At 50.8% G+C, this 22,307-nt stretch carries 18 protein-coding genes; 17 read left to right on the top strand and 1 reads right to left on the bottom strand.

The features are described from left to right. The first annotated feature begins 4 nt into the window (after positions 1-4). From KTH89_RS03645 to KTH89_RS03615, 6 genes are all read left to right on the top strand, one after another. The gene (locus tag KTH89_RS03645) at positions 5-988 is read left to right on the top strand and encodes a nucleoside/nucleotide kinase family protein (protein WP_158342255.1); all 984 of its coding nucleotides are present in this window, start codon (positions 5-7) and stop codon (positions 986-988) included. After that, the gene (locus KTH89_RS03640) at positions 985-2,688 is read left to right on the top strand and encodes an alpha-amylase family protein (protein WP_238720680.1); all 1,704 of its coding nucleotides are present in this window, start codon (positions 985-987) and stop codon (positions 2,686-2,688) included. Before KTH89_RS03645 ends, KTH89_RS03640 begins: the two co-directional genes overlap by 4 nt. A 185-nt stretch (positions 2,689-2,873) precedes the next feature. Beyond that, on the top strand, positions 2,874-4,241 hold the full coding sequence (locus tag KTH89_RS24855; protein WP_275061746.1) for a LysM peptidoglycan-binding domain-containing protein: 1,368 nt from the start codon (positions 2,874-2,876) through the stop codon (positions 4,239-4,241). A 12-nt stretch (positions 4,242-4,253) separates the two neighbouring features. Beyond that, positions 4,254-5,609: a DUF5711 family protein gene (locus KTH89_RS03625; protein ID WP_238720679.1), complete on the top strand. Its 1,356-nt coding sequence runs from the start codon at positions 4,254-4,256 to the stop codon at positions 5,607-5,609. A gap of 230 nt (positions 5,610-5,839) precedes the next feature. Then, positions 5,840-7,069, top strand: a complete 1,230-nt coding sequence (locus tag KTH89_RS03620) for a DUF5711 family protein (protein ID WP_238720678.1) — start codon at positions 5,840-5,842, stop codon at positions 7,067-7,069. Between the two features lie 14 nt (positions 7,070-7,083). Next, positions 7,084-7,827 (top strand): CvpA family protein, encoded by a 744-nt coding sequence (locus KTH89_RS03615; protein ID WP_158342250.1) that lies wholly within the window; start codon positions 7,084-7,086, stop codon positions 7,825-7,827. A 90-nt stretch (positions 7,828-7,917) separates the two neighbouring features. Here KTH89_RS03615 and KTH89_RS03610 read toward each other — a convergent pair whose 3' ends face one another. Beyond that, complete coding sequence (locus tag KTH89_RS03610; protein WP_238720677.1) at positions 7,918-8,676, bottom strand: DeoR/GlpR family DNA-binding transcription regulator; 759 nt, start codon at positions 8,674-8,676, stop codon at positions 7,918-7,920. Positions 8,677-9,154: 478 nt separating this feature from the next. Between KTH89_RS03610 and KTH89_RS03605 the strand changes: the two genes are divergently transcribed. The 11 genes from KTH89_RS03605 to tdh all read left to right on the top strand — a co-directional run bounded on the left by KTH89_RS03605 (position 9,155) and on the right by tdh (position 22,284). Beyond that, a complete protein-coding gene (locus KTH89_RS03605; protein WP_238720675.1) occupies positions 9,155-10,552 on the top strand; it encodes an SLC13 family permease in 1,398 nt (465 codons plus the stop codon). Between the two features lie 29 nt (positions 10,553-10,581). Then, positions 10,582-12,174: an aryl-sulfate sulfotransferase gene (locus KTH89_RS03600; RefSeq protein WP_238720673.1), complete on the top strand. Its 1,593-nt coding sequence runs from the start codon at positions 10,582-10,584 to the stop codon at positions 12,172-12,174. A gap of 36 nt (positions 12,175-12,210) precedes the next feature. Next, positions 12,211-14,082 carry an aryl-sulfate sulfotransferase gene (locus tag KTH89_RS03595; RefSeq protein ID WP_238720671.1) on the top strand — a complete coding sequence of 624 codons (1,872 nt, stop codon included), beginning with the start codon at positions 12,211-12,213 and terminating at the stop codon, positions 14,080-14,082. A 62-nt stretch (positions 14,083-14,144) separates the two neighbouring features. Beyond that, on the top strand, positions 14,145-15,422 hold the full coding sequence (locus KTH89_RS03590; protein ID WP_238720669.1) for a RuBisCO large subunit C-terminal-like domain-containing protein: 1,278 nt from the start codon (positions 14,145-14,147) through the stop codon (positions 15,420-15,422). Between the two features lie 12 nt (positions 15,423-15,434). Continuing rightward, positions 15,435-16,298, top strand: coding sequence for an amidohydrolase family protein (locus KTH89_RS03585; protein ID WP_238720667.1), 864 nt, complete (start codon positions 15,435-15,437; stop codon positions 16,296-16,298). A gap of 18 nt (positions 16,299-16,316) precedes the next feature. Beyond that, complete coding sequence (locus tag KTH89_RS03580) at positions 16,317-17,156, top strand: phosphoenolpyruvate hydrolase family protein (RefSeq protein ID WP_158342244.1); 840 nt, start codon at positions 16,317-16,319, stop codon at positions 17,154-17,156. 43 nt (positions 17,157-17,199) lie between these two features. Continuing rightward, entirely contained in the window at positions 17,200-18,579 is a 1,380-nt protein-coding gene (locus KTH89_RS03575; protein ID WP_238720666.1) for a Tm-1-like ATP-binding domain-containing protein, read from the top strand. Between the two features lie 91 nt (positions 18,580-18,670). Continuing rightward, positions 18,671-19,483, top strand: coding sequence for an MBL fold metallo-hydrolase (locus tag KTH89_RS03570; protein ID WP_238720662.1), 813 nt, complete (start codon positions 18,671-18,673; stop codon positions 19,481-19,483). Positions 19,484-19,577: 94 nt separating this feature from the next. After that, complete coding sequence (rpiB, locus tag KTH89_RS03565) at positions 19,578-20,045, top strand: ribose 5-phosphate isomerase B (protein ID WP_238720661.1); 468 nt, start codon at positions 19,578-19,580, stop codon at positions 20,043-20,045. Between the two features lie 6 nt (positions 20,046-20,051). Then, positions 20,052-20,831: a triose-phosphate isomerase gene (locus KTH89_RS03560; protein WP_238720660.1), complete on the top strand. Its 780-nt coding sequence runs from the start codon at positions 20,052-20,054 to the stop codon at positions 20,829-20,831. 415 nt (positions 20,832-21,246) lie between these two features. Continuing rightward, positions 21,247-22,284: an L-threonine 3-dehydrogenase gene (gene tdh / locus KTH89_RS03555; protein WP_238720659.1), complete on the top strand. Its 1,038-nt coding sequence runs from the start codon at positions 21,247-21,249 to the stop codon at positions 22,282-22,284. Positions 22,285-22,307 lie beyond the last annotated feature (23 nt).

The raw sequence follows: 22,307 nt of genomic DNA, 5'->3' as shown, positions 1-22,307 counted from the left end.
TCTTATGAACGTACATACTTTAGAACAAGAGCCCGGCCATATAATTGAACAACACCTTTTATCGTGGACCCCTCCCGCCATTGAGGGAGAGATCCCCCATGGAGATATGCCGGGCGACAAAGTGGAAATCAACGATATGCATATCTGTAAGGCAAACACCATATTCCCTGAGCTGCTTGACAAGCTGTATCCGATAGTCCGGGCGAATCCTCATCAAAGAGCCGTAGCCGCGGTGTGCGGCGGCTCCGGGGTGGGAAAATCGGAGATCGCTTCGATTCTTTCCTGGTATTTAAAGCAGATCGGGATCGGCAGTTATATCCTGTCCGGAGATAATTATCCTTACCGGATTCCCATGTACAATGACGCGGAGCGTCTGCGGATATTCAGGACCTGCGCGCTGCGGGGGATGATTGCGGATGGGGAGTATACGCGGGAACGCTTTGAAACCATTCATCAGCTGCAGCTAGACGGAACCGACGCGGACCCAAAGCACGGTAAAGAATATCCGTGGTTTTCATCGTATCTGTCCGCGGGCAAGAGCGGGCTGAAAGGGTATCTGGGGACAGAAAAAGAGATTGATTTCGCCGAAGTCACAAAAATAACGGAAGCCTTTCACCAGGGCGCCGGACAGATCTGGCTGAAACGAATGGGACGCGCGGATACGGAACTGTGGTATGAGGAAGTGGATTTCCGACAGATATCCATCCTGCTGATTGAGTGGACCCACGGGAACAGCGATTATTATAAGGGAGTTGATGTGCCGGTACTGCTTAACAGCACTCCACAGGAAACGTATGCCCATCGGAAAGCGAGAAACCGGGATACCGGCACCGACAGTCCGTTTACGTCGCTGGTACTGGAGATTGAACAGGAACTTTTGCGTTCACAGGCCCATAAGGCACAGATTATTCTGTCTAAAAACGGTGACCTGTTAAGCCATGAGCAGTATTTCGCGCTGATGGGGGAAAATACGGAGGCGGCCTTATGAGGGGCGTTAACGGGATGACGGATAACGGTCCTATGCTGAATGCCTATCCCGACAGCATCGGAGAAAATCTGTCGGGCACGGTAAGCTTATTGGAAAATCCGGAGGTAAAAGGGGCGTTTCAATCTTTTTATCTATTGCCGAGCGTTTTCAATACGGATCTGGACCGAGGATTTTCGGTGATCGATTATGGGCTGAACCGGCAGCTGGCCGGTCCACAGGACCTGGAGCGGCTTAAGAAGCTGGGAATCGGTCTGAAACTGGATTTTATACTGAACCATGCCTCGGTGTTGTCGGAACAATTTCAGGATATTTTAAAAAACGGAGAAAACTCCCGGTACAGGGACTTCTTTATCGATTGGAATAAATTCTGGGATGGTCACGGAACCATGACAAAGGAGGGATATATCCGGCCGGACGAGGAACTGATCCGTGATATGTTCTTTCGGAAACCCGGGCTGCCGATTCTGATGGTTCCTATGCCCGACGGAAAAAAAGTACCCTACTGGAATACTTTTTATCAGGAAGTGCGGTATCCCCGGGTAGACGCCTGGGATCTGATGGACGCTATGGAGATTCAGTACCTGTCCGCACAGCTTCTGGCGAAACTTATAAACGCCGGCCTGAACAGAGGGGAGAAACCGGAAGAACTGTCCCTTGGGGAATTTGAGGAATACAAGGAGCGCGTAACCAGGCTGTTGGAAAGCCGCTGCAGATATCTGGGGCAGATGGATCTGAATATACGCTCCCCTCTCGTATGGGAATTTTACGAGCATACCTTAAGCACTCTCGCCGGGTATGGGGCCGGAATCATCCGGCTGGACGCGTTCGCCTATGCGCCCAAAGAACCTGGAGCCAGAAACTTTTTAAATGATCCCGGGACGTGGGATCTGCTGGCAAAAGTGCGGAAGCTGGCGGATAGATACGGTCTTGAACTGCTTCCGGAGATCCATGCCGCATATGAGGAAAAAATCTATGCCCGGCTGGCGGAGGAAGGATACATGACTTATGATTTCTTCCTGCCCGGTCTTTTAATCGACGCGCTGGAGAGAGGAGAAGGAGAAGTCCTCCTGTCCTGGGCCAGGGAACTTACGGAGAAGAAAATCCGGACCGTGAATATGCTGGGATGTCATGACGGCATACCGCTGCTGGATCTGAAGGGCCTGATCGGGGAGGCGCAGATAGAAAAGCTTATAGATATCGTTGTGGAGCGGGGCGGCTATGTAAAGAACCTGCATGGGCAGAAGAACCTGTATTATCAGGTGAATGCCACCTACTACAGCGCGCTTGGGGAGGATGACAGGAAACTTCTCCTGGCGCGGGCGGTCCAATTGTTCATGCCCGGCAAGCCGCAGGTCTGGTATCTGGATCTGTTGGCGGGCAGTAATGACTATGAAGCGGTAAAGCGGGCAGGCGCCGGGGGACATAAGGAGATAAACCGGACGAATTTCACTTTGGAAGAAGCGGAGGAAAAATTAGAGTCCGATGTGGTGCGGAAACAATTGGAAATGCTAAAATTCCGAAATGGGTTTCCGGCTTTTGGATTTGATGCGGAGCTTGAAACGGAAGGGAAAGGCCCGGAAATCCTGTTCAGGTGGAAAAGAAGAGGCTGCCTGGCGGAATTAAAAGCGGATTTAAGACAACTGGAATTTACTATTTCAGGATTCGATCAGAAGGGAAACCTGGCATTTCAACTTTCATAAATTACATAGAAATTCGGAGTCGGTGAAGGAACATAGAATGGCGGAACCGGCTCCGGATTTTTTTGCGCTTGCGAAGGATGAGAAAAAATGTCGGTAAGAACTTAGGTTTTGGTGACATAAAACGATAAAATCTGTTCGGTGGTTTGTGGTAATATGCTGGAAAAGGGTTGAAGCGAGGTGTGAGTATGATCGAGGTAATATATAATGAAGAAGAGCAGACCGGCGGCGGGGAGACGGAACCGGTCAGGCTTCCTAAGAACGTAAGACAAATTGGGGTTATAGATGATAAAAAGAAAATATATGTGGAAGATTATGTGATTACATACCTGAATCAGCTGGCGGATACGGAGGATGCCGAGTCGAAAACGGCGGTGCTCCTGGGGGAAGCGAAAAGACAGGAGGGATGCCAGTATCTATTTATCAACAGTGCCATCGAAGCGGAACACGTGGAGAAGGATGAAGAGGGCATCCGGTTCACGGAGGATACCTGGACAGGCATCTATGAGACCATCAAGAAGTTTTTTGATAACCGGGAGATCGTGGGATGGTATCGGTCGATGCCGGGCTTTGCCCTGGAGGCCGGTGAGGATATCTTAAGCGCCCACACGAAGAACTTCGCCGGCAATCAAAAAGTATTTTTTATGAGAGAGCCTCTGGAAAAGGAAGATGCTTTCTTTTTCTATGAAAACGGACAACTGGTAAAACAGCACGGCTATTATATTTATTATGAAAAGAATGAACCAATGCAGGAATACATGATTTATAAACATGAGGGGGTAGGCATCGAACCGGTAGAGACGGTGCCGGATACCGCGGCGGTGAGTTTCCGCACGGTTATGCAGGATAAGAAGGATACCGGGCATCAGAAACGGATCATGACCTTTATGTATACGGCCAGCACGTTCCTGGTGCTGATCGTCTTTGTGATCGGAATCAATATGATTAATAATTATGATAAGATGCAGAACATCGAGGCGACTTTGAATAATATTAACGATACCATCACCGCGGAGAATGGAGGGACAAGCCAGAATACGGAAGGGATTCCGGTCCAGAGCGTTGCGGGCAATGTGGCGCCGCAGACAGCCCCGCAGAGCCAGGAGAATCCGGCGGGACAGCAGCAGGCCGGTGAAAACCAGCCGGAGGGACAGGCCCCTGCAGAGCAGCCGGCTGATCCCAACGCGGCGGCCCCGGCAGAGCAGCCGGCTGATCCCAACGCGGCAGCCCCCGCGGAGCAGCCGGTTGATCCGGCAGGAGAACAGCCGGGCGGCCAGCCGGAGGATCAGCCGGGAGAACAGCCCGCCGATCCGGCAGGGGAGCAGCCGGCAGAACAGGAACCGACGGAACAGCCGGCCGGACAGCCGGAGACTCCGGCGGAGCCCGCGTCGAATTCTCTGACCGGTCAGTATTACACCGTACAGAAAGGGGACACACTGGCGAAAATCAGCAAGAAATTATATGGAACTTATAGTAAGGTGGATGAGATCTGCCAGCTAAACGGCATTGACAACGGAGACCGTATTCTGGCGGGTGATAAGATCCAGCTTCCCTGAAGGTGAAAGCGATTGTCGAACGCGAGGGAGTATTTCAGAAAAAAGAAGAAGGTCAGGAAAAACAGATTATTTAAAACGATCAGAGCAGGCGGGAAAAAATACGCAGGTAAGAGGAATAGGACAACCCCCACAAAAGCCGGCCATGGACAAGCAGCCTATATAAAAGCGGACCGTATAAAAGCAGAGCGTGTAAAAGCGTCCCCCATAAAGACGGACGGGAAAAGAGCTGTTAGACGAAGAAGAGGGAAGCGTCTTGGGACGGCGGCGGTTTTATGCGTTCTCACGATAGCTATAGCGGCCGCGGCCGCCGGACTCGCGGGCCATACTTACGAAGCCTATGAGGTGCAGTCGAATCAGGTGCTGAACGGCTCCAAGGAAATGGAATACCTGGAGTTTAACGGCGGAATACTGCAATATGACTCCCAGGGCGTCACCTATATCAATAAAGAGAACCAACGCGAGTGGAATTATAGCTTTCAGATGCAGGAACCTTTTTCGGACACCTGCGGTTCCATGGCGGCAATTGGCGACATCCGGGGAAATCGGATACTTCTGTTTGATCCGTCCGGTAAGAGAGGAGAGATACATACACAGCTGCCAATCCGGCGGTACCGGGTTTCGGACCGAGGGCTGGCGGCTGTTATTCTTGCCAAGGGAGAAGACAGCCGCCTGGAGATCTACGACGGCCTTGTCGGTGATCTTCTGAGCGGCCATGATATACCGGAAGACAGTATGGGATACCCTGCCGACCTGGATATCTCGCCCGAAGGCACGAAACTCATAGTCTCCTATATGCAGTTGACTATGGGACCGGAAGAAGCTGTATCCGCCAGCCACATTGCGTTTTACCGCTTACAGAAAGTAGGTTCAGAGACGGTAAGCCAGCTGGTTAGCAGTAAAATTATACAAGAGGACATATTTCCGCAGGTGGTCTTCCTGGATTCCTCTCATGCGGCAGCTCTCGGAAGCGGCGGCATGCTCCTGTTTGAGGGGAATGAAATACCGGAGCTTTTGGAACAGATCGATCTTCCGGAAGAAGAGAGAGCGGAGGCTTATTTCTCGAATGACCATTATGTGGGAATGACAGTGGCAGGACAGAAGGAAGAAGCCCCCTTGTTAAAAATTTACAGCGCAAACGGGGAACTTCAGTTCACAAAAAAACTGGAGGAGGGCTATGATAGAATCAAACTATACAAGGAGCAGGTGCTCGTTTACAGGTCTGCGTCCCTTCGAATCTATGAGTTTGACGGCCGGCTCCGATACAGCGGAAACATGCCGCTGCCGATCCTGGAAATCCTTCCGGGAAGTAAGAAATATGAATATGTGGTAATAGACTCCGCCAGCATCCGCCAAATCCGCCTGCACTGATGCGGGGAACCGGGACGTGCAGGCGGGCTTGCCTTAATGCCGGAGGAGAGTCTGCGCTCCGAAATATACAATTATCAGCACAATTTGATAGAGTCATACAAATTTCACATTTATTTTTTTGATTACGGGTTTTATATGTGATATAATGTCGTAGACATTATATCTGCGCCGGAGCGCCTGCCTTGGCACCGACAGACACGGGCTTAAAATATAAAAGGGTGAGTAGAACTTTGCCGAACGCAAGGGAATATTTTAAAAAGAAAAAAGAACTGGAAAGCAAGGGGAAGATCGTCTCCGTAGATGAGGCGGCTTCCGTAAAAAAAGAAATCCGGCGCTACCGGATTTTGAAATTTTATAAGATACTGGCGGTACTGGTAGTGCTGGGCATTATTGGAACAGCCGCCTATTTTTATCTGCAGAACCGGGAATATAAAGAGTACGAGGTACAGACCGACGTAAAGCGAGAAGATACCGTGACGACTCAGTACATGGAATTTCAGGGGAAAATCCTGAAATACAATAAGGATGGAGTCTCTTATTGTGATGCCCAGAATAATACATTGTGGGCCTATACGTATGAAATGCAGTCCCCCACGGTGGATATATGCGAAAATATGGCGGCTGTCGGCGATATCAAGGGGACAAAGCTGTTTATCTTTGACTCGGACGGAAATCAGGGAGAGATCAACACGAATTTTCCGATTCAGAAGTTTCGGGTCTCGGAGCTTGGAACTGTGGCCGTAGTGCTGGAAGACGGCGATACCACCTGGATCAATATCTATGACAAGAGCGGCGGGGAAGCGCTTGCCAAGAATAAGACCTCCCTGGACATATCCGGTTATCCGGTTGACATTGATATCTCCAATGACAATACCAGGGTCATCGTATCCTATCTGCAGCTGGACGGAGGGGCGCTGAAAACCCATGTGGCCTTTTATAATTTCGGTTCGGTGGGGCAAAATTATACGGATAAGCTGGTGAGTGGTAAGATTGTGGACGGGGTGCTGTTCCCACGTACTGCGTTTATAGACAATGAACATGCGGTGGCTTTCGGCGACGACCGGTTTCTTATATTTGAGGGAAAACAGATCCCGGAGCTTCTGGCGGAGGTGCCGCTGGAGGAAGGCGAACAGCTGGTGGATATTTTTTATGATAAAACCCATATCGGAATCGTGGTGACCTCTGCGGATAATGCCAGCAAATACAGCTTAAGGATCTATAATCCGCAGGGGAACCTGCTGCTGACCCAGAAGCTGGCCACAGATTTTGACCGGATTAAAATATATGACGACCAGCTTCTGATGTTTTATCAAAAACAGTTCTCCGTATTTAATCTGAAGGGTGTGGAAAAATTTACGGGAACCATGACAAGAAATATACTGGATATCATTCCAAAGAACAAAGGGAGTCAATTTATTGTGGTGGATTCCTCGAACACGCGGCAGATTAAACTGAAATAAAAGAGGTGGCACACATGAACTGGTTATTGATTGCGGTTGTGATCGTGCTGGCCGGCTTGACGGTCAACGGTTATCACAAAGGTTTTATTCGGATTCTCATATCCTTTTTGTCTCTGATCGTAACGCTGGTGGTAGTCTGGTTTGTCACTCCCTATGTGAGTGATTTTCTCAAAGATCACACGCCCCTGTATGGCACGGTGAAGGAAAATATAGCGGAAGTGGTGGCGCAGCTGGGAGAGACGGATGCGGAACATGAAGATAATGAGGGGGAGAGCGGTTCCGGCGGCAGCGCCTCTGTAGAACTGCCTTCCATTATTCAGAATATGCTGGCGCAGATCGGGCAGGAGCCGGAATCCGCGGATGGAGGCGGCGCACAGGCGGATACGGATTTGCCGGAGGGCAGTTCGTTCCTGGAAGCCACAGGACTGAATGAAACGATAGCCGCTTATCTTGCGGGAGCGATTATCAACCTAATCGCATTTGTTGCGGTTTTTCTGATATTAACACTGGTACTTAGATTTACGCTGTTTACATTTGATTTTATCGCGAATCTGCCGGTGCTGCGGGGAGTGAATAAAACCGCAGGTCTGGTGCTGGGAGCGGCGGAAGGACTTCTGGTCATCTGGATCGGGTTCCTGCTGCTGACCGTATTTGCGGGAACGCAGACCGGACAGGGATTCTTTGCCATGATCGGACGCAGTTCCTTCCTGACCTGGCTGTATAACCATAATTATCTTTTGATCTGGCTGCTGAAATAGCTGAAATGCAAAACGTTACCGTTTCCAGTTCCTGAAAGGAGCTGAACAGTAACGTTTGTCATTTCAGCTGTTTTTGTCTTACCGGTCTCATTATACCATAACCAGCTCGATTCCCAGCCGTTCCAGATATTCCTGCCATTCCTGCGATAATCCGGTGTCGGTGATAATCATGTCCACATCTTCTAAAGTGGCAAAATAAGCCGGCCTTATTTTTCCGAATTTGCTGGAATCCGCCACGATGATCCGGGTCCTGGCGGACTGGATGGCGCTTCGCTTGGTCAGCACCTCATAATTGTTGGAGCAGGTGATGCCGAGCGTTTTGTGTATCCCGGATACGGAGAGAAACATCTTGGTCACGCGGGTTTCCTCGATTAACTTGATACCGTGCAGGGATTCAAAAAACTGACCGTTCGGGTGATAATAGCCTCCGGGAAATATGAGATTTACATAAGGCTTGTGAACCAGGTAAGCCAGCGTATTGTAGTTATAACACATAACCGTCAGATCCATGTCGTCCGGTATATATTTGGCTATTCTCTCTGTGGTGGAACCGGTATCCAGGATCAGAATATCACCCGGCTTTACCAAAGTGGCCGCGTATTTGCCGATCCTCTCTTTCTCGTCATTATGCTTCGTTTTCGCTGAAAGCAGTTCATAATTTTCATCTTTAAAGTCTTCCCGTGGTGTCTCTTTCAAGGTGGCCTTTCCATAGCCACGATTGATCACGTCATTTTCCTCCAATGATTTCAGATCACGCCGGATTGTCATTTCTGAGACATTTAACATTTCAGACAATTTTCTGATCGATATGGATTCCTGCTCCTTGAGCAATTCAATTAAACGGTTCATCCGTTCACTCTTTTTTCCCAAGTTAATACCCCTTTATCGTATTATTTTCGATACCATATGTCGGTCTAATTATAACGGTTTTATGGCATAAAATCAATATGATGCTGCTATAAAATGAACATATTAACAAAATTCGTTAAATGTTAACAAATTAATAACAAAAATGTGTTATATCAAACATTAAAAAGTGAAAAACATTAGTAAAATGTAACAAAATTGGGGATTGACATTTATTTGCTATCACGAAATGAATAAAATGTAAGAAAAAATGTTGTAAATGTGAGAGTTAAATGTTAAGATTTGTTTGTAAAATGTTAGAAAAGAGGAAACGTGAACATTATTTGGGCGGAGGTGAAGCAAATGATTGTGAACATAAGAAAAAGACTGAGAAAATGTTAGGTCTAAACAGCGTTCATTAAGTAATCGCGGTGCTTTTTCAGTGAAGCTGCAGAGGAAATTTAAAATTGGAGGAAAAGGGATGACAGCAAAAACGAATCAAAACAATGTATTACAGATTTTAAAATGGGTAATTTCCTTAGGGGTTCCACTCCTAATATTTTTACTGGTACCGACCACGGAAGTGGTGACTTTGCAGATGAAAGGATTTATGGCCATTACCCTGTGGGCGATCCTGGTATGGGTGATGGACCTCATCCAGGTGTACATAGCCGGAATTCTGCTGAACCTGTTCTATATCCTGTTCGGGATAGCGGGAGCGGATGTGGTATTTTCGCCGTGGACGGGTTCCATTATCTGGTTGATCCTGGGCGGCCTGATTATCGCCGTGGTGTTTGATAAGAGCGGATTGATGAAAAGAATGGCATATTTTTGCATCCGGAAAACCGGAGGATCCTACAAAGGGATCGTGATCGGAATGGCAGTTGCGGGTATTATAGCAGCCCTGCTGGTTCCCAATATCACCGGCCGTGTTACCATCTTCTGCGCGATTTCCTTCGGAATCTGTAAAGCCATGGATTTAAAACCCGGAACCAAGACCGGGATCGGCATCATGTTCGCGGGCTTTAACGCCGGGATCGGCCCCCGCTGGATATGGATGTCCGGAGATGACAATATTATGATTATCGCCCAGCATCTGAAAAATGCGGGCATCGAAGTAACCTGGATGCAGCATCTGATCTCCAACGCGCTGCCCGCCCTGCTCTGGCTGGTCGTCAGTACCGGACTGATCCTGATCCTGTTCAAGCAGGATGTACAGTTCTCCAGCAAAGACCATCTGGAACAAGAATCCAAAGCGTTAGGCGCCATGCAGATCAGAGAGAAGAAGATGCTGGTTATCATCGCGCTTGTATTGCTTGGGATGCTGTTTACGAAGATCGATCCCGGCTGGCTGTTTATGCTGGGCGCGGCTGCCTGTTTCCTTCCGGGAATTCACATTTCCCCCATCGAGGATCTTCAGGCGACGAATTTTCCGATTATTATTTTCACCGCTTCCTGTATGGCTATCGGCAGCGTATCTAACGCGGTAGGTTTCAGCTCCATGATCGGCGATATGACGCTGCCGCTGCTGGGCGGAGCCAATAACTTCGGAATGATTCTGGTGGCTTACGCGTTTGGCGTGATTTTCAATATGTTCATGACCCCTATGGCCGCTACGGCCGCATTGGTACCGTCTATCATCGAGATAGCGGGCAAGCTGGGCCTGTCGGCGGTAGGCGCGTCCTACGGTTTCGTATGGGGCGTTCAGCAGCTTTTCTTCCCGTATGAGTGGGTATTGTTCCTGATTCTGTTCAGCTACGGCATGTTCGATAATAAGACCACGTTAAAATGGGGGAGCATCCGGTTCGTACTGGCCACGGTCTTCCTGTGTATTATTATCATACCATTCTGGATGCTGACCGGTTTTCTGAAAATATAGAAATTAAAGTTAAGGAGGAGTAAGAAAAAATGAGTGAGAAAAAAGTTTATGAGGATCTGAAACCCGCCCAGAGAATACGCAGAGAACAGCTCATAAAAGAATTTGAGGCTGGAAACTATACATTTGACGCCCCTTATCTGACGGTGGATCCGTTCGGACAATCCCCCTTGAGCGCTTTGCTCATGTTCCGGACGGATCAGGAGACCAGAATCGTGATGAAAACCCCCGGAAAGGACAGGGAGAGCACATTTACCCAAGTGTTCGGGGAATATTCCAAAGTACATTATATCCCGGTTTACGCCTTGTATGCCGGCTGTGACAACGAAGTGCGCCTGACGGCCATCGGCAGGGACGGAAGGAAAGCCTATCAAACCGTACATATTAAGACCGCTCCGCTGCCTGCAGATATGCAGAAAATAGAGATCCAGGAGATCAAACGGGAAAAACTGGCGGACGGCCTGATCTTCGTAAACGGCAATTACGCGCTGCCGATGCATCTGACGGATGCCGGCAAGGCTGCGGGACAGAAGCCTTCCTATACGGCGGCCTTTGACCGGAACGGCGACATCCGCTGGTATCTGTCCGATATTATCCTGGGCAATGTGGGCCCCATGACGCCTCTTAAAAACGGCAACATGATGATCGGTTCCGAGAAGGCGGAGACCGGATACTATACCCAGAGTTGTTATGAAATCAACCTGATGGGTGAATTTGTCCATGAATATTTCTGCGACGGCATCCATCATGACATCATCGAGATGCCCGACGGCAAGATCGTGGCGCTGACCCGGGAGCCGGGCAGCCACCGGGAAGAAGACTATATCGTGGAATTCGACCGGGAGACCTGCGAGATCGTCCGGGAATGGGATGCCAAGAAAATATTCCCGATCCCGGAATCCGTATTCCATTACCGCAGCCGGAAACATCCGGAGCGCCCGGAGACATTAGACTGGTGTCATATGAACTCCATCGTCTACGATGCTTCCGACGACAGCTTTATCTTCTCCGCCCGGAACCAGGACGCTTTGGTGAAATACGACGCGGCCACCGGGGAGGTAAAGTGGATTCTCACCGAGCCGGCGGACGATCCGCAGAAAGAATTAATACCGGAAGAGCTTCGGGGCAAGATTTTGAAAGCGCAGGGAGATCTGTTCTTCTATCCGCATGGACAGCATAAGGTAACCCTTCTTCCCAACGGCGACCTGCTGATCTTTGACAATATGGTTTCCTATCACAAATATCGGGAGAACCTGGGGATCGAAGTGATTAACAAATCTTCCAGAGCCGTTCTCTACCGTGTGGACGAAGATCAGATGACCGTGGAAAAGCTCTGGGCCTCCGACCGGGATCTGGGCATCGAAGGAAACTCCGCCGTTATGGGGAACGCGGATTATCTGGGGACCGGGCATTACTGGATCGATTTCTCAGCCACCATGTTTGATAACGAGGGACGCCAGACGCAGGGGTACTGGGATTTCCTGACAGCGCCGGTTCAAAACTGTCTGTTCGTGGAACTCTTAAACGACGAAGTGGTATTCAAGGCCCGCTACAACGGCAACTTCTGCACCTGCTACCGAAGCCATGTCTACATGCCTTACTGGGCTGGAAATGAGTGGAAATAAAAGGGCGGATTCCGAGACAACAGGAAGTGAATAGAAATGAAATATAGAAAGAAAAAACATATCATTACCGCCCAGCGGGAGAATGAGCAGGCTTTCCTGAAAGAATTTTCCGAAGGAGACTGGACGCTTCAGAATCCCCTGGTAAAATTAAACCCTTACCTGCTGGCGCCGTTAACCGCTATAGTTCTGTTCCGGACCGGCGTTCCGGCGGAGGTGACGGTTACCGTGTGCGGCAGGGAGGCGGCCGGAAATGTGGTTCACACATTTCCGGTACAGTGTGAACATATTCTGCCGGTCTATGGGCTTTATGCGGACACGGCCAACCGGGTTCTATTGACCCTGTCTACCGGGGAGCGCAGCGAAGTGCTCATTCAGACCGGCCCCATGAACGAACGGGTGCCAAAGCCCACGCGCTGCGAGACGGACCCGGGATATATGGGGGATCAGATGATGTTTCTCACCGCGGCGGTGAGATCCAAACCGGTGGCGGTGGATTACCGGGGAGATATCCGCTGGTATTCCGACGCGAATCTGAACTTTGCGCTGAAACGGCTGCCGAACGGCCATCTGCTGGTGGGAACGGAGCGCCTGACGGGCCTCCCTTACTATACTACGGGTCTCTATGAGATGGCGGTAAGCGGCAAGGTGTTCCGGGAATACCGGCTGCCCGGCGGCTACCATCACGACCAGTTTGAGATGGAGGACGGCAATATCCTGGTGCTGACGCAGGACGCGGATGCCCCTACGGTGGAGGATGTCTGCGCACTCATCCACAAGGACACGGGAGAGATCTTAAAACGCTGGGACTACAAATCCGTTCTGCCCCAGGACTGCGGAAAATCGGGCAGCTGGGACGAGAGGGACTGGTTCCACAACAACTCCATCTGGTATGACAAAGAGACCGACAGCCTGACCATCTCCGGACGGCATCAGGATGCGGTGATCAATCTGGACTATGACACCGGCGCGCTGAATTGGGTGCTGGGAGACCCGGACCAGTGGCCGGAGGATTTTGTCAGGAAATATTTTCTGAAACCCGAGGGAGAACCGTTTGAATACCAGTACGAACAGCACGGCGTGATCTATACCCCGGACGGGGATCTGATGCTTTTTGACAACGGGCATTTCCGGAGTAAATATCCGGAGAAATACCAGAAGGCCGCTGACAGCTATTCCAGGGGAGTCCGGTACCGGATCGACCATAAGAAGCACACGGTGCGCCAGGTCTGGGAGTACGGCAGAGAACGGGGAAGCGATTTCTTTTCGCCCTATATATCCAACGTGGAATATTACGGCGAAGGCCGCTACATGGTTCACTCGGGCGGGATCGCCTATATTGACGGGAAACCCAGCGAGGAACTTGGTTCCATGGCGCTGATGGGACCGGACAAAGACAAACTGACGCTTAATTCCATCACCTGTGAACTGGCCGGCGGAAAGGTGGTCTATGAGCTGGAGGTCCCGGCCAACTGCTACCGGGCCAGAAAACTGCCCCTTTATTACGCGGGAGAGGCCACCGAACTAGGGGAAGGCCAACTTCTGGGGACACTGGGGATTACGGAAGAATTCGATACGGAGATACCTGCCGAGGCAGCCGGGGAGCAGCTGCCGGAAAGCTGTCAGGCCTCCGTTACGGAGGAAGAAGACCGGATCCGGTTTAACGCGAAATTTGAAAAGGGCGAACTGGTTATGCTGCTGCTGACCGAGGACAGCGGTAAAGTGCACCGGTATTACATTTCCACGGCGGCGGCCAGCTTTAAGGCCATGTGTGTCGGAACGTTTCAGAAGAGCGATTCCCGGGAGATTGATAAATTCATCAGTAAAGAAGGACTGCATGGGGAGATGAAAGTACAGGTAATACGGGACGGGATATTATATGAGACAGGAATTACGGTAACCGGGGAGTAAGGGGCTGCATATCATGTTCCCCGCCCATATCTAGGTTGGAAAATGCGCAAAGGGAGGTAAACATGAAACAGGAAGAATTATTCTGCCTGCCGGAGGAGATACAGGGACAGGACTATGTGCTGGCCATCTATTATATCAGGCTTCCCCGGGGAACGGATATAACGGCTAAGGCGTCGGCGATGGCGGTGGGGCAGACCATCGGCACCTGGGTGCCCGTGCCGGGCATCGATGAGGCTATGCGGAGGAATCATATGGGAAAAGTAGTGCGGATTCTGAAAGCGCCGCCCAATGATCTGTCTACGCAAAGCGTTGGGGAGCAGGAAGACTATTTGATCCAGATCGCGTATCCTTACGTGAATTTCCAGGGATCGCTGCCGATGTTATTGACTACCCTGCTGGGCAACGACGCCTCCACCTCCGCCCAGGTAAAGCTGGTGGATCTGAAGCTGCCCGATGTATTCGTGAAGCAGTTTCGCGGGCCCAATTATGGGATCGAGGGGCTTCGCAGGCTGACCGGAGTACAGGACCGGCCGCTGCTCTTGAATATGATCAAACCGTGTACGGGCCACAGCCCGAAGACCGGCGCAGGCATTTTCTATGAAACGGCCCTGGGCGGCGTGGATTTTATCAAGGATGATGAACTCCTGGGGAATCCGGATTTCTCTCCGGCCGCGGAACGGGTCAAAGCCTATAACGAGGCGGCAAAAGCCGCTTATGAAAAGACAGGAAAAGAAACCATCTATGTGGTAAACGCAACGGAAAGCGCGTCCGTACAGGAAGACCATGTGAAACGGCTTCTGGAGGCGGGAGCCAAAGCGCTGATGTTGAATTTCGCAACCATCGGCTACAGTATGCTGCAGCATATCGCCAGCACCTGCCCGGTTCCGATTCTCGGCCACTATGCAGGTTCCGGCATGTTCTACGAAGGGGTGAACAGCGGCATGGGCAGCGATATCGCCATCGGAAAGCTGCCCAGGTTGTGCGGAGCGGACATTGTGATGATGAACACCCCCTACGGAGGCTATCCGCTGGAGCGGTTGAAATATATGCAGACCGCCCACCAGCTGTCCCTGCCCTGGGGGACGATCAGACCGACGCTTCCCTCTATGGGCGGCGGCGTCCATCCGGGTGTGGTGGAACGCTACATAAAAGACTGCGGGACAGATATTATGCTGGCGCCCGGCGGGGCTATCCAGGGGCATCCCATGGGAGCGGCGGCCGGAGTGCGGGCAATGCTCCAAGCGGTGGAATATGTGCAGCAGGGGCGGCCGCTTGAAGAAGCGATGAAAGAACACGAAGAACTGAGAACAGCAATCGAACGTTTTGGATATGTGGAATAAGAGGTGAATCCTGTGGTAATTGATATACATTCCCATTTGTGGCCCATGGACAGGAACCCGGAAGCGATGCGCCAATATTTTCAGAACAGAAACAGCCGTTTCGCCTTCGACGCGGACGGACTGTTAGCCTCCATGGAGGCGGCCGGGATCGATCTGACCGTAGTCAGCGCCCTGGCCTTCGGACCGGAACTGACGAACCGGGATATACGCGGCCTGAACCAATATGTGGCGGACGCGGTGCGGCATTCGCAAGGGAAACTTCAGGGATTCTGTACTCTGAATCCCTTTGAAGAGGGAAGCGTGGATTTCCTGAGAAGCTGCATCGAGGATGAAGGCTTTGTGGGATTGAAGCTGCACTGTAATATGCAGCGGTTTTATCCGAACGATGAGCGGCTGGACCCGGTCTACCGGCAGATGCAGGAGTATGGGAAACCGATCCTGTTCCACAGCGGGGGAATCGGTGTCAGGCCTTACGGGGATATCTACGGACGCCCCGTCTATATGGATGAGACGGCGCTTAAATTTCCTGGACTTATGATCATCCTGGGCCACGCCGGCCGGATCTGGTACGAGGAGACGGCGATGCTGCTTCGCAAGCATCCGAACATCTATGCGGACATAAGCACCAACTTTGGAAAGACAGGGGAAACCCTGAACTGGCCCATGCAGCAGCTGTTACAGACGGTGAAAGGCTGGGCAGGCAGTACGGGGCATCTGCTATTCGGAAGTGATTTTCCTTTCTATGAGCAGACGGCCACCAGAGAGAATCTGGAAGCCCTGGCGGATCAGCTGCCGGACGGCGGCTTGGTGAAGCCGGCGGAGGTACGGCAGATTATCACTACGAACACGGAAGCATTTTTTCATAAATTCATATAAATCAGGAGGTAATGTAAAATGGCAAAGCGTTTTAAAGAAGATGAGGTAGTGAATCTCTTAAAAGCGAAAATCGAGAAAAAAGAGGTATTGTTCATGCCCAACTGCGGCAGCGGACTGACTGCGAAATTACAGGAAAAGGGCGGCGCGGATTTGATCTGCGTGTCGGCTACCAGCTACTGGAGAATGAAAGGGCAGGGGTCCCTGGCGCCGTTAATGCCCTACTCCGATATTAACGAAGTGATCTTCAGCCTGGCTCCGGAAATCGTGGCAAATGTAAAGGATACGCCGGTGCTGTCCCTGTCGGGCGGAACGAATCCTCTGTTCCCCCACAGAGAACACTTGAAGAAACTCTGGGAAGCCGGAATCTCAGGAATCAACCCGTTCATGATGAAGATCTACGGCGATTCCATTATGGAACAGATGGCGGCCATCGGAATGGGCTGGGACCGGGAAGTTGATTTTGTAGCTGAGGCGCACCGGATGGAAATGTTCTCCCTGGCCTATGCCTTTACCCCTGATGAGGCGAGAATCCTGGCGGAAACCGGATGCCCGGCGATCTCCTCCCACGTAGGTTCCACGGTGGGCGGCCTGATGGGAGCTAAGAGTAACCTGACCCTGGATGAGGCGTGCGAACTGAGCCAGCAGATCTTTGACGCGGCCAGAGCGGTGAATCCGGACGTGATCCTGTTCGCCCACGGCGGACCGATCAAGGGACCGGAAGAGGTCAAATATGTTCTGGAACGGACCAACGCCCAGGGCTTCATCGGCGGTTCCGCGGCGGAACGGATGCCTATTGAAAAAGCGGTGCTGGCGGCGACGCAGGAATACAAAGAGATCCGGATGCCCGCAGACCGATAAAGAGAGCGGATAATAAAAGGAAATAGAAAGGGAAGGTAAGAAAATGGAGAAAAAACCGAAAATTATCGTAGCAGGAATGTGTGATACAAAATTTACCGAGTTAAAGTTTCTGGCGGATGAGGTGACCAAAGCCGGCGGCGACGTCAAGATCCTGAACTGCGGCTGCGGCCATGACGTGGATTTTGCGGATATCTCGCTGGCGGAAGTCCTGAAAGCGGTGGGTAAGACCAAAGAAGAGATCTTTAAATCCCCGCGTTCGACAGCGGTTAAGACGGTGGGAGAAGCCGGAGCCGTCAAGATCATGCAGATGTATGACGCAGGAGAAGTGGATGGAATCATCTCCTGGGCCGGTTCCATGGGTACCACCACGGTGACCTATCTGATGCGTGCGCTTCCTTTTGGAGTGCCGAAGATCATGATGACAGACATGGCCTCCAGCGATGTCAGCATGTGGCTGGGAAATAAAGATATTTACATCATGAATCCCACGGCGGAACAGGGAATCAATATCGTTACCCGTAAGATGGTAGCCAATGCGGCGGCCGCTATCGTAGCCATGGGCAAAGTGGGAGAGATCGACGCTTCCACGTCCAGGCCGCTGATGGCCATCACCGCCTACGGCACCACGACCCAGAATGTAAACCGCTGCAGCGCGTACTGGGATGCCCATGGATGGGATACCATCATCATCCACCAGGTGGGAACCGGAGCTACGATGGAAGACCTGATCCGTTCCGGCCAGATCACCGCGATCATCGATCTGACCACCGGAGAACTGACCAACAACATGTACCACAGCGTTTACGGCACACCGGAGACCTGGACCGGGGAGCGGGTAACAGCCGCCGCCGATGTGGGCATACCGCAGATCGTCACTCCCGGCGGCTGCGACCAGTCCGCGTTCGGCGCGCTTTCCTCGCTGCCCCAGGAATACCTGGATGATTTTAAAGCCGGCAAGAGGAAACCGTATAAGGATACGAAGCTTCCCTATCAGCACAACGAAGGGGTAACCATCATGGTTCCCACGCTGGATGAGATCGAAGATCTGTCCCACTATTTTGCGGAGAAATTAAACAGCACTAAGGGCCCCACTGCTTTTGTCATCCCGATGCAGGGCTGGTCCGCATATGACCAGAGAGAAGAGATCTGTACCAAGGAACGCGGCTGGTCGGAAGGTAATGGAGACGGCCCGGTATGGGAACCGGATGACAAAGAAACCCGCTGGTCCAGACGCGCCACGCTGATGCGCAGCATTCTGGAAAAAGAATTCGATCAGAAAAATGAAAATCTGGATCTGATCATTGCGGATATGCATATCGTTGATCCGGAATTCGGGGATCTGCTGAATCAGATTATGGCCGACATGCTGGATGGAAAATGGAAAAAGGGCATGTACCGGGATCAGAAAGGCGTAGTGGCATAGAAACCGTGTAGTGTCATCAAAACGGTGCAGCGGCATAAGAACGGAATAGAAACGGTAAAGAATGGAAATCAAAAGTTCAGGGAGGCAAAGAATGGAAAATCTGATTGTTCTGGGTACCGGGACGGCGCTGGTAACGAGATATTATAACACCTGTTACGCTATTTACGACGGAGAGAATTATTTTCTGACGGACGGCGGGGGAGGCGATGGTATCTACCGCCAATTCAAAGAAGCGGGCATTTCCTGGAATCGGGTCCACCATATCTTTGTCTCTCATGAACATACGGATCATCTGCTGGGAATCATCTGTGCCATACGGATGATTACCTACCGGATGAGCCAGGATAAGTACGAGGGAGTATTGCATTTATATGCGCACCCGGAACTGCTGGAGAAAATCAGGACGATCTGCGACCTCACGCTGCGGGCCGTGGAACAAAAGCTGATGAAGGAGAGAATACGCTGGATCCCTGTGGCGGACGGGGAGCAGAAAACCATCATGGGATACCAGGTTACCTTCTTCGATCTGTGTTCCACGAAAGCAAAACAATTCGGATACCGGATGCAGTTAAAATGCGGGAAAGCGCTGACGTTTCTGGGAGATGAACCCTGCAATGAGAGCCGGGAGGGCTATGCGGAAAACGCCGACTGGCTGCTGTCGGAGGCATTCTGCCTCTATAGCCAGAGGGAGATCTTTCATCCTTATGAATATCACCACAGTACGGTAAAGGACGCATGCACTCTGGCCGAGAAAAGACAGGTGAAGAATCTGGTCCTTTGGCATACCGAAGATCAGACTTATGGCCAAAGACAGGAAAAATACCTGGAAGAAGGGCGCGGGTTTTATCACGGGAACCTGTATATACCCAACGACCTGGATGTGATACGGTTGGATGCTTTGTGATACCGGGAACGGTTTGAGGCGGTTATAAGTGTGGACATAAGGATGTTCACCTGTACCTATATGTGCAAAAAACATGCACGTTTGGAGGAAAGCTATGAGAACGATTGTAATTGGTTGCGATAATGCTGCGGTTCATCTTAAAAATGAACTGATGAAATTTATGGAACAAAAGGGTTATACCGTTGAAAATATGGGATGCGACAGTGAAAAGGACGATATCTACTATCCCTATATTGCTAAAAAAGCATGTCAGGAAATTATAGACAGCGGCTATGAGAAGCGCGGCGTGCTGATCTGCGGGACGGGTCTTGGCATGGCCATGACAGCCAATAAGTTCCCGGGAATCCGTGCGGGGGTCTGTCATGATATCTTTTCGGCGGAACGGTTAATACTCAGCAATGACGGAAACGTGCTGTGTATGGGCGAACGGGTGATCGGGGTGGAACTGGCCAAATGTATTCTGGAACGATGGCTATCCCTGGAATTCAAGGATTCTCCGTCGACACCGAAGGTGGAAGCGATCAAAGAGATCGAGTCCGAGAACCTGATTGAATGCGGGTGACCAAATATGGGTGAAATGAAAAAAAGATACCTGGGAACAAATTTGAAGATGTACAAAACCATAGAAGAGACGAAGGTGTATCTGCAGAGGCTCCGGGAACTGACCGAGGATCTTCCGCAGGAACTTCTGGAGCTCTTTGTGATACCGTCGTACACGACCCTGGAAGCCGCCCGCCAGGTGACGGAAGGTTCCCGTGTGAAACTGGGCGCCCAGAACATGTGCTGGGAAAAAGAAGGACAGTTCACCGGCGAGATATCTCCGCTGATGTTAAAAGAGGTTGGAGTGGACATTGTGGAGATCGGGCATTCCGAGCGCAGGCACATCTTCGGTGAATCGGATCAGGAAGAGAACCGGAAGGTTAAGGCTGCCCTGGAATATGATTTTACACCGCTTCTGTGCGTGGGGGAAACTCTGGAACAGCGGAATTACCGCATCAGCGATGAGACGCTGAGCACGCAGCTGAAGGTGGCGTTTCATGGGCTTGACCGGAACGAGGCCGGGAAAGTATGGGTAGCGTACGAACCGGTATGGGCCATTGGAATCAATGGGATTCCGGCTTCGGTGGAATATGTGTCGGCGAGGCACAGACATATGCGCAAGGTGCTGGTGGAACTTTTTGGTGAGGATACGGGGAGCCGGATTCCTATCCTGTACGGCGGCAGCGTCAATCTGGAAAATGCGGTTGGCCTGATCCGGATTCCGTGGGTGGACGGTTTGTTTATCGGTCGCAGTGCCTGGGACGCGGAAAATTTTAATAAGATTATACGCAGGGTACTTGAATGCTAAGTGTAAGTAAAAATATATGGAGTATGGAACAGAAGGCCTGGATTTTGGCCTGGGAAAAAAGCATATGGAAGAAGAAAAAATGCGGACCTGTACAGCACACCGGTCCGTATTTTAGTTGGATAGGAATTCTTAAATATAGTTTATAGCGGTCACCAATCTGGTTGACATAAAAGTACGGTCACAATCAACAAAACGTGCTGGAAAAAGTGAAAAAATATAGGATTTTTTAAGTAATTCTGAAATAAGTTAAACAATTCGACGAAAGATGTGTGAAAATATTGACAAATAAATTTGAAAAAATATGAAAAAAACATTGCATATTATACTAAAATTATATATAATGTCCTTGTAACAAAGACGAAAATTAACAAATGTCTTTGTGGGGAAGACGTTTGTGTAAAATTGAGGGATTAATATGGCAAACACAATGGATGCTTTGGTGAAAAGTGAATGTGGTAAAGGTTTGACACTGGTTAAGAAGCCGATCCCGGAGCCCGGACCTGGTGAAGTTCTGATTAAGATTCACAAGACAGCGATCTGCGGCACAGATGTACATATATACAACTGGGATCCCTGGGCGCAGCTTCATATCAAACCGCCCATGACGATCGGACATGAATATGTGGGCGAGGTTGCGGGTTTAGGAGTAGGGGTGAAGGGATTGAAGGTAGGGCAGCGCGTATCCGGAGAGGGGCATATCACCTGCCACCGGTGCCGGAACTGCCATACCGGCAACATCCAGTGGTGCAGGGACACCATTGGGGTGGGAGTGGACCGGGATGGCGCTTTTGCAGAATATGTCTGTATCCCCTCTACCAATGTCATTGAGATCGATGAGCGGATACCGGAGGATATTGTATCGTTTTTCGATGCCTTTGGAAATGCCACGCATACTGCCTTGATGTTTCCTCTGGTGGGGGAAGATGTCCTGATAACCGGAGCGGGGCCGATCGGGATCATCGCGGCGGGGATTTGCAAGTTTTCCGGAGCCAGACGGGTGATTATCACAGACGTCAACGAATACCGGCTTGAACTGGCACGCAGGATTGGAGCCGATGCCGCGGTGAATGTGGCGAAGGACAATCTGGAGACCGTGATGCGGGAGCAGGGTCTGTGCGAGGGGTTTGATGTGGGTCTTGAGATGTCAGGAAGCAGGGATGCATTTGCGCAGATGTTAGGTGTTATGCGAAACGGCGGTATGATCTCTCTTCTGGGCCTGGCGAATAAGCCGATTGAGGTGGATATGAATGAGGTTATTTGTAAGGGCCTGACACTTCGCGGGATATATGGAAGAAAGATGGACAACTGGCATCAAATGTCCTATATGATCCAGGGGGGACTGGATCTGTCGCCTGTGATTACGCACCGGTTCCATTATACGGAGTATGAGAAGGGTTTTGAAGCCATGATAAGCGGAAACTCCGGCAAGGTAATCCTGGACTGGACTCATTGACGCTAAATGAACAGGACAATACG

The organism is Diplocloster agilis (genome assembly GCF_019042275.1).
In the GTDB taxonomy this organism is placed as follows: domain Bacteria; phylum Bacillota; class Clostridia; order Lachnospirales; family Lachnospiraceae; genus Diplocloster; species Diplocloster agilis.
The sequence above is the reverse complement of the archived record's forward strand: the minus strand, read 5'-3'. Positions and strand labels throughout refer to the sequence as shown.

Coding starts and splice junctions, on each gene's coding strand:
- KTH89_RS03645 (WP_158342255.1), top strand. CDS start 5: ATGAACGTACATACTTTAGAACAAGAGCCCGGCCATATAATTGAACAA.
- tdh (WP_238720659.1), top strand. CDS start 21,247: ATGGCAAACACAATGGATGCTTTGGTGAAAAGTGAATGTGGTAAAGGT.
- KTH89_RS03600 (WP_238720673.1), top strand. CDS start 10,582: ATGAGTGAGAAAAAAGTTTATGAGGATCTGAAACCCGCCCAGAGAATA.
- KTH89_RS03640 (WP_238720680.1), top strand. CDS start 985: ATGAGGGGCGTTAACGGGATGACGGATAACGGTCCTATGCTGAATGCC.
- KTH89_RS03560 (WP_238720660.1), top strand. CDS start 20,052: ATGGGTGAAATGAAAAAAAGATACCTGGGAACAAATTTGAAGATGTAC.
- KTH89_RS03580 (WP_158342244.1), top strand. CDS start 16,317: ATGGCAAAGCGTTTTAAAGAAGATGAGGTAGTGAATCTCTTAAAAGCG.
- KTH89_RS24855 (WP_275061746.1), top strand. CDS start 2,874: ATGATCGAGGTAATATATAATGAAGAAGAGCAGACCGGCGGCGGGGAG.
- KTH89_RS03595 (WP_238720671.1), top strand. CDS start 12,211: ATGAAATATAGAAAGAAAAAACATATCATTACCGCCCAGCGGGAGAAT.
- KTH89_RS03590 (WP_238720669.1), top strand. CDS start 14,145: ATGAAACAGGAAGAATTATTCTGCCTGCCGGAGGAGATACAGGGACAG.
- KTH89_RS03615 (WP_158342250.1), top strand. CDS start 7,084: ATGAACTGGTTATTGATTGCGGTTGTGATCGTGCTGGCCGGCTTGACG.
- rpiB (WP_238720661.1), top strand. CDS start 19,578: ATGAGAACGATTGTAATTGGTTGCGATAATGCTGCGGTTCATCTTAAA.
- KTH89_RS03605 (WP_238720675.1), top strand. CDS start 9,155: ATGACAGCAAAAACGAATCAAAACAATGTATTACAGATTTTAAAATGG.
- KTH89_RS03610 (WP_238720677.1), bottom strand. CDS start 8,676: ATGAACCGTTTAATTGAATTGCTCAAGGAGCAGGAATCCATATCGATC.
- KTH89_RS03570 (WP_238720662.1), top strand. CDS start 18,671: ATGGAAAATCTGATTGTTCTGGGTACCGGGACGGCGCTGGTAACGAGA.
- KTH89_RS03575 (WP_238720666.1), top strand. CDS start 17,200: ATGGAGAAAAAACCGAAAATTATCGTAGCAGGAATGTGTGATACAAAA.